Here is a 14,205-nt window from a genome sequence, read left to right as displayed (position 1 = left end):
ACTCACGGACCTCTCGGAGGCCGCACCGGCGTCCAGTGCTGCTCGCGGGACGACCAGTGGTGCTGGCCGGGTGGCGGTTCCCACTGCGGACCCGTGGGAACGAACGGGCCGGCGGGCGCGAAGGGCGCGACGGCCGGGACCCGGCACACGGCGTCCGGGTCGGCCCGCGGGACGAGCCGCGCCTCGAACAGCAGCGGGTCGTCGGGCGTCCCGTCGAGCAGACCCTCGACGTGGGTGAGGTGCTCGTCGAGCCCACGGTCGCCGACCTCCGTCGCGGCGTCGAGCACCTGCTGGTGGAACCCCACGCCGTGCGGCAGGTCCGCCGCCGGCCCGCCGCTCGCCGAGCGGAACTCGCCGGTGACGGTGACCCGGTCGCGCGTCGCCGGGTTCTCGACGCCGTCCAGGTCGGAGATCACCTCGCCCTGCGTCTCCAGGTGCGTGCCCTTCACGCCCTCCGGCAGCGCGTGACCCGCGACCGGCGACCCCGCGGTGACGACGTGCCGCACGGAGTACGTCCCCACCGTCGCGGCGGCCACGGTCGCCGCGACCATGCCGCCCTGGCTGTGCCCCACGAGCAGCACGTCGTCGCCCGGCGGGATCCCGGCCGCGCGCATCGCCGCGAGCACCGCCCGGGCGCTGTCAGCCTCGACCCGGCGGTCGACGTCGACGTCCATGAGGCGCAGGTTCGACGTCATGCTGAACACCGTCCGGTCCTGGTCGAGCTGTGTCCCCGGGACCGCGACCACCCACGTGTCGGGCCCGTCGCCCGCCCGGTCGACCCGTTGCACGCCGATCACCGACCCGGGGAGGCTCACGTCGTCGTAGAGGGCGTCGACGAGGTCGAGCGCCGAGCGCGTGTCGTGCGGAACCGGCAGGTCGATCCCCGGCGCGTGGACCCGGGTGACAGCCGGGTCGGGCAGGAAGCGGTCCCGGCCCTCGAGGTCGAGGCGGGAGAGGACGGCCGCCGCGTCGCCGACGGTCGGCGCCTCCCAGGGGAGACGGAACCTCGGGTTCGCCAGGCCGATCCACCGCGAGAGCCACGAGACGAGCGGCCCGTGCTGCTCCTGCGTGGAGGTGGCGACGCGCCCCGGCGCAAACCCGTCGCCCCGCAGCACCCCGCCGAGCGTCCCGATCACCCCCTGCACCGCGACGTCGGCCACGGGGTGGAACAGCGGCGGGACGAGCAGCCCGACGCCGGGCACGAGCCCCCACACCGCCCCGCGCACCCCCAGGCGCAGCTCGCGCAGCACCCCGTCGACGGAGAGGGCCGCGTCGTCGTACACCCGGACCGACTGCTCCATGCGGGCGGCGACGTCCCGCACGTCCGCGGCGGCCGTGCGCGCGTGCGCCGCGACGTCGTCCACGGCGTCGAGCACGGCGTCGCGGGCCCGGAGCACGTGCGCGGGCCACACACCGGTGAGGAACGGCGAGACGGGCTCGAGGCCGGCGGGGACGCCGAAAGCTTGCCGGGGAGCGACGTCCTCCGGGCCGACGAGCGCGACGGCCAGACGGGCGCTCGCGCAGCGTTCCGCGACGTCGTCGAGCGCGGACGCCGACCGGCGGAGCGCGGCGACCCGCTCCGTCATCTGGGCGGTGTCGACGGCGCTCGGGTCGGTCCCGCCGCGGACGGTCACCCGGGGCGGGCCGGGCGCCGGCGCGGTCACGCCCCCTCCCGGGCGTGGAGCTGCGCCGCCTGCACGAACCGGTCGAGCACGGGCTGGGTGTCCTGCGCGCGGGTGCGGGTGCCGAGCGCGGCCGTGCGGACGGCCCCGAGGGCGTGGGCGTAGACGTCGCGGGCGCGCCCGGCCCAGGTGAGGTCGTCGGCGGCGGCGAGCCCGGCGAGTGCCGTGTCGACGGCGTCGACGCACTCGAGCAGGCGGGTGCGTGCGAGGGTGGCGCCGGCCGGCTCGTCGGCGGCGCAGTACGGAGAGCTGGTCACGCGCCGCACGGTAGGGAGAACGGGTCCCGGCCCGCAGAGCCGACGACGCGGTGTGTGGACAGGGCGCCCGAATCCGGGCCTGTGGACGGGACGGGCCCGCACGGCCTCGCCGACGCGTGGGAGAATCGGGGCCGTGCCCGAGAACCCCGCCGCCCCCACGCCCTCCCCCGCAGACCGCGTGAGCCTCGCCGAGGTCACGCCGCCGATCGCCCTCGGCCCGCTCGACGGTCGCTACCGCGGGGCCGTCGCGCCGCTCGTCGACCACCTCAGCGAGGCGGCGCTCAACCGCGAGCGCGTCCACGTCGAGGTCGAGTGGCTGATCACGCTGTGCAACGGCGTCCAGGCGGTCGACGAGAACGCCGTGCGTCCCGTGGTGCCCGGCGCGCCGCAGCTCTCCGAGGCCGAGGTGGCCTACCTGCGCCGCATCCCGGCGGAGTTCGGCGGCGAGGAGGTCGCCGAGCTCGCGGCGATCGAGCGCGAGACGGTGCACGACGTCAAGGCCGTGGAGTACTTCGTCAAGCGTCGCCTGGCCGCCGCGCCCGACGCCCTGGGCGAGGACACCGTGCTGCCGGGCGTGGGCGAGCTCGTGCACTTCGCCTGTACGAGCGAGGACGTCAACAACCTGTCCTACGCGCTCATGGTGCGGGGCGCCGTCGAGCAGGTGTGGCTGCCCGCCGCGACGGCGCTCGTCGACCAGCTCGCGGACATGGCGCGCGAACACGCGGCCGTGCCGCTGCTGAGCCGGACGCACGGGCAGCCCGCGACGCCGACGACGCTCGGCAAGGAGCTCGCCGTGCTCGCGCACCGCCTGCGCCGCCAGCTCCGCCGCATCGGCGCCGCCGAGTACCTGGGCAAGCTCAACGGCGCGACGGGCACGTACGGCGCGCACACCGTCGCCGTCCCCGGCGTCGACTGGCCGTCGGTCTCGAAGCACTTCGTCGAGGGTCTCGGGCTCACGTGGAACCCCCTGACGACGCAGATCGAGTCGCACGACTGGCAGGCCGAGCTGTACGCCGACGTCGCGCGCTTCAACCGTGTGCTGCACAACCTCGCCACCGACGTGTGGACGTACATCTCGCTCGGGTTCTTCACGCAGATCCCCGTGCCGGGCGCGACCGGCTCGTCGACCATGCCGCACAAGGTCAACCCGATCCGGTTCGAGAACGCCGAGGCGAACCTCGAGATCTCGTGCTCGCTGCTCGACACTCTCGGCGCCACGCTCGTCACCTCGCGCCTGCAGCGCGACCTCACGGACTCGACGACGCAGCGCAACATCGGCCCCGCGTTCGGGCACTCGCTCCTCGCGATCGACAACGTGCGCCGCGGCCTGAAGGCGCTCGCCGCGAACGCCGACCTCATGGCCGCCGACCTCGACGCGAACTGGGAGGTGCTCGGCGAGCCGATCCAGTCGGCGATGCGCGCCGCCTCCGTCGCGGGCGTCCCCGGCATGGAGAACCCGTACGAGCGCCTCAAGGACCTCACGCGCGGCCAGCGCGTCGACGCGGCCCGCCTGCGCGAGTTCGTCTCCGGCCTCGGCCTGCCCGACGACGTCGCGCAGCGCCTCGCCGACCTCACCCCCGCGACCTACACCGGACTCGCCGAGCGCCTCGTGGCGGACCACCTCGCCTGACCGCCCCGCACCGACCACGGGGTTGGTGTCGTTATCCGGCGGACAACGACACCAACCCCGTTCTCGTGTGCGAGCACGGTCGTGCTCGACGGCGAGACGCCCGACGGCGCGGTGTCAGACGGCGGTCGGCTCGCCGGGGCGCGGTCCGCGGGGGTCCGCGACCCCGCCCGTCGCGGCAAGCAGGGCGCGGTGCGAGGCCCGGGCGTCCTGAAGGTCGTCGAGCCGGTTGACCACCCATCGGGTGGCCGCCGTCGCGGCGAGCGTGACCCCGAGCAGCGCGAGGAGGTCCCCGAGGTGGACGGGCTCGACCCAGAGGCCTTCTGACCAGAAGTACGGCTCGCGGCCGACGAACAGCGCGGTGGCGACACCGACGAGCACGGGGACCGACTGCCGCGTGCGAGCCCACAGGATCAGGACACCGAGCACGACGAACGCGGGGCGGAGCATGCCCTGGAGCGTCCACGAGACGTTCCCGACGAGGATCGATCTCGCCCAGAGACTGTCGCCGGTCGGCGCGGCGAGAGCATGGAGGACGACCAGGACGGCGGCCGAGCACACCGTCGCGGCGACGGTGCGCAGCGTCATCACACGCATCTCCAGGCGTGCGCGGTCGGCGACGACGAGCGCGAAGGCGGCGAGAGCGACGACCCAGCCTGCGCTCACGTACGCCAGGTACACCCGCTCGGCGGAGACGAGGCCCCCTACGGCGACGGCTCCGGCGATCGTCGCGACGACGGCGAGCGCCGCCCCCGTCCTCGAGAGCCCGACGGCGAGCGCACCGACGCCGAGCCCCCACGCGATCCACGCGGGCGCGAGCGGGACCGAGATCAGTGCCTCTACGCCGATCCAGAGCGGTTCACCGGCGATCCCCAGGGCCTCGTGACGACTCTCGCTGCCGAGGAACAGCATCGCGGCGGACAGCTCGCGCGCGGCCTGGACCGCGAGCAGCAGCATGAGCACGACGAGCAGCAGCAGCGTGCTCCCGTCGCGGCGCTGCCGCGCCGTCGAGCCGAGCGGGGCGAACAGCCACTCGCGCCCGGCGGCGCGCAGGAGGTCCCACCGCTCGGCCGGGGACGGGCGCACCTGGCCGGGCGCCGCGCCGTCGAGCAGGTGGCCGAGCATCTCCGCCTCGTGGGCCCGCCGGTACGTGTACGGGAAGAGGCGCAGGAGTCGCCGGTAGTCGCGCACGAGCACCGGGGCGACGGGCAGGTCGGTGGTGGCGCTCATACGGGCACCACGCCCTCGCCGGTGAGGTGGGAGGGACGCGGCGCACGGTCTTCGCGCGCGGCCGGGCGCCGTCGGGCCTCCAACCGGGCGAGCGCTCGGCGGGCTTGCGCCTCGGCACGCTCGGCGTCGGCGGCGAGGCGGCTGCCGCCCTCGGTGGTGAGGCGGTAGTAGCGGCGCAGCCGGGAGTCGACGACCTCCTCGTGGTCGACCTCGACGAGGCCCGCCGCGACGAGGCGGTCGATCGCGCCGTAGAGGGTCCCGGCGCGCAGGGTGACGCGGCCGGACGACCCGGTCTCGACGTCCTGGGCGATGCCGTACCCGTGGAGCGGGCCGGCGGCGAGCGCGGAGAGGATGAGGAACGCCGGTTCCTGCAAGGACCTGGATGCCATGGTCGCGACCATACCCTCGTACCAATGCTATGAGGGACGACACGCCGCGCGGGTGCGGCGTCACGCCGCGTCGGGCACGCTCGAACCATGCGCACCATCCGGACCCGGAACGCCCCCGCGGCCGGCGCGACCCTCGTGGCGGCCCTGCTCGTCGCGGGCTGCACCGCGACGGCGGACCCGCCCGGCCCGCTCACCACCGCCACGGGCGCAGGATCCGACGAGGAGGACGTGCCGCCGTCGGTCCACCGCTTCCGCACGACCGACCTCGTGGCGCCCGTCCTGCCCGTGACGCACGGGCCGGCCGCGCCCGCGGAGGACGACGACGCGCTGTACGTCCTGGGGCCCAAGCGCAGCGAGGCGCCGAAGAAGGGCCCGCTCATCGTCGACGCCCAGGGCGAGCCGGTGTGGATCGCGCCGGAGGACGTGCCCGCGTACGACGTGCGCGTGCAGGAGCTCGACGGCGAACGGGTCATCACGTACTACGTGGGGCAGTCGGACTTCGTGGGGCACGGGTTCGGCGACATCGTCGTGCTCGACGACACGTACACGGAGGTCGCGCGCGTGACGACGGGCGGCGACGTCGGCCCCGGCCAGGCGGACATGCACGACGCGACGATCACGCCCGACGGGACGATGCTGCTCCTCGCGTACGTCGCGGAGCCCACCGACCTCACGGCCGTGGGGGGCGACGCGGACGGGTGGGCGTGGGAGAACGTCGTGCAGGAGGTCGACGTCGAGACGGGTGAGGTCGTCTTCGAGTGGCGCGCGTCCGAGCACGTCGACCTCACGGACACGAGGACGACGCCGGACGCCGACCCCGACGCCCCGAAGGGGTCCGAGGACGACCCGTTCGACTGGTTCCACGTCAACGCCGCCACTCTCGCCCCCGACGGGGACGTGATCGTCTCCGCCCGCAACACGCATGCCGTCTACCGGGTCGACCGCTCGTCCGGCGAGATCGAGTGGATCCTCGGGGGCACGTCGAGCGACTTCGCGATGGACGGGGCGGACGACGGGACCGGCGCGCAGTTCGCGTGGCAGCACGACGCGCAGCTGCACGACGACGGCACGCTCACCCTGTTCGACAACCAGGCGAACCCGCCGGTCGGCGACCGGTCGCGCGGTCTGCGGCTCGACCTGGACACCGACGCGATGACGGCGAGCGTCGCGCAGGAGTGGCTGCCGACGGACCCCGCGCTGCTCGCGGGCAGCCAGGGCAACCTCCAGGTGCTGCCGGGCGGGAACGTCGTCGTCGGCTGGGGTGACGCGCAGCTGACGAGCGAGTTCACGGCCGACGGGACGCTCGTGCGCGAGATGCCGATCGAGGCCGGGGAGTCGTACCGGGCCTACCGCGCCCTGGACTGGGTCGGCAGGCCGGACGACCCGCCGGCCGTCGTCGTCGAGGGCGGCACCGCGTACGCGAGCTGGAACGGGGCGACGCAGGTCGCGTCGTGGCGGCTGGTCGCCGGGCCGTCCGAGGCCGACGCCGAGACGGTGGCCGAGGTGCCGCGCGACGGCTTCGAGACGGCGCTGGCGCCCGTGCCGGAGGGCGCGGCGTACGTCGCGGTCGAGGCGCTGGACGCGGACGGCACCGTGCTCGGCACCGGCACGCCGGGCTGAGACCGGACCGTCAGCGGGGCTTCGTCGACGACAGGTACGCGGTCGAGACGTAGCCGGTGCGCGAGCCGACCTTCACCTTGAGCCAGCCCTTCGACGCCGTGCCCGCGTGGGTGACCGCCGTGCCGCGCGCGAGCTTGGCGAGCACCGTCGAGGAGGTCGTCGGCTTCGACCGCAGGTTGAGCACGGTCGCGGTGACGTAGGACGTCTTCGCCGTCGAGGGCCGCGTGGGGCTCAGGTAGGCGCCGTGGATCCAGCCCGTGCGCGAGCCGTACGTGACCTTGCGCCACTCGCCGGAGCTCGCCCCGGGCTTCGCCGTGACCTTCCCCGCCCTGGGGACGACGGCGAGCACCGCGGCTCCTGTGGACGGCGACGCCCGGAAGTTCACGCGCGTCGTCGCGTAGTAGGTGCAGGACGAGGGGACCGTCCGGGACGCGGCCCAGCTGGCCCCGGTGGACAGGTTCACCCCGCGCGCCTTCAGGTACGGCAGGGGGTCGGTGTGCGTCGCGCCCGACCCGTACGTCCCGAGCCACACCTCGAGGTGCAGGTGCGGGGCGGTGGACGTGCCCGTCGAGCCCAGGTCGGCGATGCGCTGCCCCTTCTTCACCCGCTGGCCGACCTTGACGTACTTGTCGCCGTCGACGACGTGGCCGTACAGCGACGACACGGTGCGCCCGTCGACGCTGTGCTTCAGCACGACCCACTGCCCGAGCCCGCTCACCGCCCCGGCGCGCAGCACGACGCCGTCGGCGATCGCGTTGATGCGGGTTCCCTGCCGCCCGTCGAGGTCCTGGCCGAGGTGCCACGTCGAGGCGCTCGCGACGGGCATGCAGCGCGGCCCGTAGTAGGACGACAGCCCGTACGTCTTCGCCGCGAGGGGCGGTGCGAGCGTCGTCGCGGCACGCGCCGGGGCGACCAGGGCGGTGAGCACCAGGGCGAGGGCGGCCGCCACCGCCACGAGCGCGAGGCGCGCCGCCCGGGTCCTGCGTGCGATCGTCTCTTCCAGCCTCATGCGCGTCCGCCCCCTCCAGCGTCCCGCACCGCGGCGTGTCGGGTTGACAGCACCGCCCTCGACGGTAGGTGCGACGCGCCGTTCTCGCGCGTCGGGCGGACGTCCGGACGGGGACCTCGCACCATGGTCGACGCGTGCCCGACGACGTGTGGCGGGCTAGCCTCCCGGTGGGGACGAGCCGCTGGAGGGCTGCGCGATGGGGATGTACGGCGCCGACGTGGGCGCGCTGCGGGCGTTGGCGGACCGGTTCGTCACGTCGTCGGACGACCTGGACGCGGCGCGCGCGGCCTTGCGCGGGGTGGTGTCGGGCGTGCCGTGGGCGGGCCCGGACGGCGACGAGCTGCGCGGGCGCTGGGGTGCCGAGCTCGAGCCGGCTCTCGTCTCGGCGGCCACGACGCTGCGCGACGCCGCCCGCCGCCTCCGCGCGGACGCCGACCAGCAGGAGGGCGCGAGCACCGACGGCGGCTCCCTCCCGTCCGGCCCCGGGGGTCCCGCCGGACCAGGTGGCCCCGGGGGGCCGGGCGGGCCGGGTGGACCGGGTGGACCGACCGGGCCTGGCGCCGGGCCTGGCGCCGGGTCCGGCGACGACGGCGCGGACGCCCCGGGCGGCCCGACGGTCGGGGTGAAGGGTGAGCACGAGACGACGACGGACGGGCGCACGTCGGGCGTCGGGGTCGGCGTGAGCCACGACCCGACGACGGGTGGGACGACGGTGTCGGGGTCGGGCTCGTTGGCCGACCACGTCACGACGGGGAACGGGGCGAAGATCTCGTTCGGCCTGACGGGCGGTGCCGAGTACACGACGGGCGAGCACAGCGCGGACGGGTACACGACGTACACGTCGAAGACCGACGTGTCGATCGGCGTCGAGGGCGGGGTCGAGAAGGGCGGCTACGGCGTCAGCGGGGCGTACGAGACGGGCGTGACGTCGCAGTACACGGTGAAGGTGCCGGACGGCGTCGACGTGGACCCGGGGACCGTCAACCCGTTCGACCCGCGCTCGATGCCGGTGGGGTCCTCGGTGACGATGGAGGGCGGGGACTACACGGGCACCGAGCTCGAGGCCGTGTTCAAGCACATCGCGGTGAAGTCCGACATCACGGAGGCGAGCGGGGCGAGCAGCCTGGTCGAGCGCACGGGCGAGGACACGGTGCGGGTCACCGCCGGCCCGACCGAGGCGATCTCGAACTACGGCGGCGTCGGCGTCGACCTCGAGGCGGTCAAGGTGATGCTGGGGAACACGACGTCGCTCGACGGCGCGTCGCTGCGGACCGCGGAGCTCGACCTCTCGACGCCGCAGGGCCAGGCCGCGTACGACCGCTACCTCGTGACGGGCGAGCTCCCGGCGGACCCGTCGACGGGGATCTCGGGGACGACCACGGTCGAGCGGGTCGACTACACCTCGACGACGTCCCTGGACGCCGAGGTGGGCCCGTTGGAGCTCGGGTTCGACGTCGCGGAGAACACGGGTTCGTCGGTGCTGACGACGTACCCGGACGGCCGGTCGGAGCACCTGCTCACGGCGACGTACGGGGACCGGGGCGACTTCCGGATGTCGCAGACGTTCGACGCGGGCGGCGCGGAGGACGTGTCGGCGCGGACGTACACGTACGAGGTGACGGCCGACGACTTTACCGCGCAGGTGTTCAACACCCCCGAGTTCGGCGGTTTCTCGCCGTCGGGCGAGGTCGCGCCGGGGCAGCAGGTGCAGCTCTCGTTGACCCACGACCAGATGGACGCGCTCGCGGGGCACGTCCGCACGGGGCTGGAGAACGAGACCCTGGGCATGAACACGCGCTCGGTCACGACCGACTACGACCAGAACCCGCTCGGCGGTGACGACCTCGCCCTGGCCCTGGCGCGGGCGCCGCGGTCCGACGCGCAGCTCGTGCAGTACCTCATGGAGATCAACTCCGGCGGCGACGGGTCGCTCACGGACCGCTCGGCGGCGCCGTTCCCGGGGTCGGTCACCGTGCGCTGACCGCGCCCTCCCACCGCATCGCCCTCCCCTGCCGCACGCCCTCGCATGACGCAAACCTTCACTTCGGCGCGCTAGTGTGAAAGTATCTTCCACACCTGTCGACCCGATGGAGGAGAGACCCAGCGATGACGCTCGACACTCCCGCCCCCCGTCCGCCCGCCGAGCCCCCCGCAGCCGGGGTCGGCCGACGTCAGTTCCTCACCCTCGCCACGGCCGGCGTCGCGGCGAGCACCCTCACCGTGACCGTCGGCTCGCTCTCCCCGGCCGCCGCCGCGACCGCACCCGGCAGCGCCGCCGGCGACGCGGCGTCGGGCCTGCGCAAGCGCGAGCTGCGCGCCATGTGGATCTCCAGCGTCGTGAACATCGACTGGCCGTCCGCGTCCGGCCTGTCCGCGGAGCAGCAGCAGGCGGAGTTCGTGCACTGGCTCGACGTCGCGCGCGACTTCCGCCTCAACGCCGTGTTCGTGCAGGTGCGGCCCACCGCCGACGCGTTCTGGCCCAGCCCGTACGAGCCGTGGTCCCAGTACCTCACCGGCACGCAGGGCCAGGACCCCGGCTACGACCCGCTCGCGTTCGTCGTCGAGAAGGCCCACGAGCGCAACCTGGAGATCCACGCCTGGTACAACCCGTACCGCGTGTCCATGCAGGCCGACCCCGCGCAGCTCGTCCCCGAGCACCCGGCGCGACAGCACCCGGACTGGGTGTGGGCGTACGGCGGCAAGCTCTACTTCGACCCGGGCATCCCCGAGGCCCGCGAGCACATCTACCGCGCGATCCTCCACAGCGTCGAGAACTACGACCTCGACGGCGTCCACTTCGACGACTACTTCTACCCGTACGCCGTCGCCGGCCAGACGATCCCCGACGCGCACACCTACGCGACGTACGGCGCGGGCTTCGCCACCGTCGAGGACTGGCGCCGGCACAACGTCGACGAGTTCGTCCGCACCATCTCCGAGCGGATCAAGCAGACCAAGCCGTGGGTCAAGTTCGGCATCAGCCCGTTCGGCATCTGGCGCAACGCGTCCACCGACCCGCTGGGCTCCGACACCGGCGGCTCCCAGTCCTACGACATGCAGTTCGCCGACACCCGCAAGTGGGTCCTCGAGGGCTGGCTCGACTACATCAACCCGCAGATCTACTGGCAGTTCGGGCTCGCCGTCGCCGACTACGCCAAGCTCGTGCCCTGGTGGGCCGACGTCGCCGCGCAGTCCGGCACGCAGCTCTACGTCGGGGAGGCGCTGTACAAGGTCACGTCGGGCGTGTTCACCGACCCGGCCGAGCTGTCGAAGCACGTGACGTACTGCCACGAGCAGGAGAACCCGGTGCACGGCAACGTGTACTTCTCCGCGAAGCACGTCCCCGCCGACCCGCAGGGGTCGATGTCGATCGTCCGCGACGACCACTACCGCCACCCCGCGATCGTCCCCGCCATGCCGCACCTGCCCGGCACGCGCGTGCGCGTCCCCGTGCTGGCCACCGCACGCCGGACCGGGCAGGGCGTGAGCCTTCACTGGAACGACAGCGGGCCGCGCCGCTCGGCGGCGACGTCGTTCGCGATCTATCGTGTCGAAGGACGTGTCCGCACGATCGACGTCGAGGACCCCACCGCTCTCCTCGCGACCGTGCGCAGCGACGGCCACGTCGTCCAGCACTGGACGGACGAGGCCGCCGACCCGGGCACGAGCTACACGTACGTGGTCACGGCCCTCGACCGCGTATGGAACGAATCGGCACCGAGCCACGCGCGCTCGGTGTGACGTCTCCCGTGCCGGGCGCGAGCCCGGCACGGGTCCTCGCTCGCCGGAACTGGGGCCGCGCGAGCGAGTGCCCGACGGCGCGTGGTCGCGCTGGGTGCACCACGCGCCGTCGGGCAGGGGTCACGCCCGCCGACGCGGACCTCGTACCGCTCGCCGGTCGGATCGTCCTCGACCGCCTCGCGGGAGCGCTGGCCGGCTGAGCGTCGGTCTCCACGGCGCGCCCCTCGACGCACCGGACGGAGCGCCCGTCAGATGTGGTCGAGCCTGCGCAGGATGGCGCCCTCCCGCAGCGCCCACGGGCAGATCTCCAGCTCGTCCACGCCGAGCGCCTTCATCGTCTCGACCGCGACGACGCCGCCCGCCACGATCTGGAACGTGCGCTCGGGCGTGACGCCCGGCAGCGCCGTACGCCCCTCGGCGGTCAGGCGCGCGAGGCGCGGCACCCAGTCGGCGAGCTGCGAGCGCCGCATGCGCCACCGCTCGTCCGGGCCGACGACCTCGACCTGCATGCCCGCGAGGCGCGCGAGCGAGCGGAACGTCTTGGACGTCGCCACCACGTGGTCGGGGCGCGGGAGGCGCTCGAACGCCTCGACCGTCGGCGCGAGGACGGCGCGGACGTGCTCGCGCAGCGCGTCGACCTCGGCCGGCCGGGGCGGGTCGGACGCGAGGTAGGCCATCGTCATGCGTCCCGCGCCGAGCGGGACCGACGCCGCGAGGTCCGGCTCCTCGTCCACGCCGGACGCGATCTCCAACGACCCGCCGCCGATGTCGAGGACGAGCAGGCGGCCCGCCGCCCACCCGTGCCACCGCCGGGCCGCGAGGAACGTCAGGCGCGACTCGTCCTCGCCGGACAGCACCCGCACGGGCTGGCCCACGCGCTCCCCGATCGCGGCGAGCACCTCGGGCCCGTTCGTCGCGTCACGCAGGGCCGACGTCGCCATCGGCAGCATCTCCTCGACGGCGGACTCGCGGGCGAGCGCCGTCGCGTCGTCCACGGCGGCGAGCATCGCCGCGACCCCCTCCGCGGAGAGCGAGCCGTCCGGCTGCAGGTACCGCATGATCCGCACGACCGTCCGTGCCCCCGCGGCCTGGACCGGGCGGGCGCCCGGCGCGGCGTCGACCACCGCGAGGTGCACGGTGTTCGAGCCGATGTCGAGCACGCCCAGGCGCCGGGAGGCCCTCGGGCCGGTCGTGGGCGTCGGAGGTGCAGGGGTCGTCGTCACGGGTCGCGACACTACCGGGACCGCGACGGCTCGTCAGCGGACGTCGGCGTCCGCCTCCGCGACGAGCGCCTCCGCGTCGGCCACGACCTCCCGCTCGGCCGCACGCGACGCCGCGACCGCGTCGGCACGCGCCGCGACGATCGCGCGGTGCAGGTCGGCGTGGACGCGGCGCCGCACCGTGCGGGCCACCTCCTCGACATCGGCGTCGTCCAGGTCCTCGCCGTCCGCACGACGCAGGGCGACGACGTCGTCCACCTCCGCGAGGACACGGCGCTCCGCGTCCTGGAGGAGGGCCACGACGGCCGTGTCCGCCGCGCGGCCGAGACGCGTCTCCTCGAACGCCCGCGCGGCGTCGTCCACGATGCGGCGCGCGCGCGCGACCAGCTCCGACGCGACCGCCGGCGAGTGCGCCGCGAGCGTCGCGAGGTCGTACAGGAGCACGCCCTCGACGTCCGCGACGTGCGGGTCGACGTCCCGGTGCAGCGCAAGGTCGAGCACGACCGTCGGGCGGGCGCCCGGCTCGTCGCCAGCGGCCACCGCCGCGCGCTCGCGCGCACGCACCACGGACGCGGCGTCGAGCACGTGCTCGATGGCCTGCTCGCGCCGCGACCCGTCCGCCACCGCTCGACCGCGGGCGCCGCTGCAGGACACGACGAGGTCCGCGTCGGCGAGCGCCTCGACGAGGTCGGTGGCCGGTTCGACGCCGCGCGCGGCCGCGAACTCGTCGGCGCGGCCGGACTGCGAGTAGACGCGCACGTCGTCGCAGCCGAGCGCGCGCAGCGCGGCGAGGCTCGCGCCCGCGTACGACCCCGTGCCGATGAGCACGGTGCGGACCTGGTGCCACGGCGGCAGCTCGGCGGCGGCGAGCTCGAGCCCGAGCGCGACGACGGATCGCCCCGCCCCGCCGAGCGCGGTGTCGGTGCTGACGCGCTTCGAGGTGCGCGACGCCGTCTGGAACAGCAGCTCGAGCGTCGACGACGTCACGCCGTCCGCGTGGGCGGTCTCCAGGGCGCGCTTCACCTGGCCGGCGATCTCCCGCTCGCCCACCACCATCGAGTCCAGACCGGACGCGACGGCGAACAGGTGCTCGGTCACCTCGCTGCCCGCCCGGGCCCGGAACGACGCGGCCGCCTGGGCGGGGTCCACCCCGGAGGCGTCGGCGACGAGCCGCGCGACGTGCTCCGTCGCGTGCCGCACGCCCGGTCCGTCGAGGGGCGCGTCGACGTCGAGGTACAGCTCGAACCGGTTGCACGTCGCGAGGACGACCGCACCCGTGATGACGTCGCAGGCCGCGACCGCCGAGCCGCCGATCGAGTGGGCCCCCGTCGAGAGACGTTCCAGGGCGTCGAGGTCGAGCTCGTGGTGGCTGGCCGTGAGGGAGAGAAGAGCCACAGTGCCTCCGATTTAATCATTCCCCTGGGAGAGAG

Annotated in this window: 11 protein-coding genes; 4 read left to right on the top strand and 7 right to left on the bottom strand. The window is 74.5% G+C overall.

All coding sequences use genetic code 11. The features are described from left to right. Positions 1–2: 2 nt before the first annotated feature. Together LGQ04_RS17620 and LGQ04_RS03785 are read right to left on the bottom strand one after the other, a co-directional pair. Positions 3–1,664 carry a PGAP1-like alpha/beta domain-containing protein gene (locus LGQ04_RS17620; RefSeq protein ID WP_229242318.1) on the bottom strand — a complete coding sequence of 554 codons (1,662 nt, stop codon included), beginning with the start codon at positions 1,662–1,664 and terminating at the stop codon, positions 3–5. Further along, on the bottom strand, positions 1,661–1,939 hold the full coding sequence (locus tag LGQ04_RS03785; protein WP_229242316.1) for a hypothetical protein: 279 nt from the start codon (positions 1,937–1,939) through the stop codon (positions 1,661–1,663). Before LGQ04_RS03785 ends, LGQ04_RS17620 begins: the two co-directional genes overlap by 4 nt. A gap of 133 nt (positions 1,940–2,072) precedes the next feature. Between LGQ04_RS03785 and purB the strand changes: the two genes are divergently transcribed. Continuing rightward, positions 2,073–3,569, top strand: a complete 1,497-nt coding sequence (gene purB / locus LGQ04_RS03780) for an adenylosuccinate lyase (protein WP_229242314.1) — start codon at positions 2,073–2,075, stop codon at positions 3,567–3,569. 114 nt (positions 3,570–3,683) lie between these two features. Here the strand turns inward: purB and LGQ04_RS03775 are convergent, their stop codons facing one another. Beyond that, positions 3,684–4,796: a hypothetical protein gene (locus LGQ04_RS03775; RefSeq protein WP_229242313.1), complete on the bottom strand. Its 1,113-nt coding sequence runs from the start codon at positions 4,794–4,796 to the stop codon at positions 3,684–3,686. Further along, positions 4,793–5,185 (bottom strand): PadR family transcriptional regulator, encoded by a 393-nt coding sequence (locus LGQ04_RS03770; RefSeq protein WP_229242311.1) that lies wholly within the window; start codon positions 5,183–5,185, stop codon positions 4,793–4,795. The genes LGQ04_RS03775 and LGQ04_RS03770 overlap by 4 nt, the downstream gene beginning before the upstream one ends. Before the next feature lie 87 nt (positions 5,186–5,272). Between LGQ04_RS03770 and LGQ04_RS03765 the strand changes: the two genes are divergently transcribed. Then, positions 5,273–6,805: an arylsulfotransferase family protein gene (locus tag LGQ04_RS03765; RefSeq protein WP_229242310.1), complete on the top strand. Its 1,533-nt coding sequence runs from the start codon at positions 5,273–5,275 to the stop codon at positions 6,803–6,805. A gap of 10 nt (positions 6,806–6,815) precedes the next feature. Here LGQ04_RS03765 and LGQ04_RS03760 read toward each other — a convergent pair whose 3' ends face one another. Continuing rightward, a complete protein-coding gene (locus LGQ04_RS03760; RefSeq protein ID WP_229242308.1) occupies positions 6,816–7,814 on the bottom strand; it encodes a peptidoglycan DD-metalloendopeptidase family protein in 999 nt (332 codons plus the stop codon). A 196-nt stretch (positions 7,815–8,010) separates the two neighbouring features. Here LGQ04_RS03760 and LGQ04_RS03755 point away from each other — a divergent pair, with 196 nt between their 5' ends. Next, complete coding sequence (locus tag LGQ04_RS03755) at positions 8,011–9,795, top strand: WXG100 family type VII secretion target (RefSeq protein ID WP_229242306.1); 1,785 nt, start codon at positions 8,011–8,013, stop codon at positions 9,793–9,795. Positions 9,796–9,920: 125 nt separating this feature from the next. Next, positions 9,921–11,555: a glycoside hydrolase family 10-like protein gene (locus tag LGQ04_RS03750; protein WP_229242305.1), complete on the top strand. Its 1,635-nt coding sequence runs from the start codon at positions 9,921–9,923 to the stop codon at positions 11,553–11,555. Positions 11,556–11,803: 248 nt separating this feature from the next. Here the strand turns inward: LGQ04_RS03750 and LGQ04_RS03745 are convergent, their stop codons facing one another. Next, complete coding sequence (locus LGQ04_RS03745; RefSeq protein WP_229242303.1) at positions 11,804–12,778, bottom strand: Ppx/GppA phosphatase family protein; 975 nt, start codon at positions 12,776–12,778, stop codon at positions 11,804–11,806. Between the two features lie 33 nt (positions 12,779–12,811). Continuing rightward, positions 12,812–14,170, bottom strand: coding sequence for a glutamyl-tRNA reductase (locus tag LGQ04_RS03740; RefSeq protein WP_229242302.1), 1,359 nt, complete (start codon positions 14,168–14,170; stop codon positions 12,812–12,814). Positions 14,171–14,205: the final 35 nt, after the last annotated feature.

Origin of the sequence: Cellulosimicrobium marinum, from assembly GCF_020551945.1 — a bacterium.
Lineage (GTDB): Bacteria > Actinomycetota > Actinomycetes > Actinomycetales > Cellulomonadaceae > Cellulosimicrobium > Cellulosimicrobium marinum.
The sequence above is the reverse complement of the archived record's forward strand: the minus strand, read 5'-3'. Positions and strand labels throughout refer to the sequence as shown.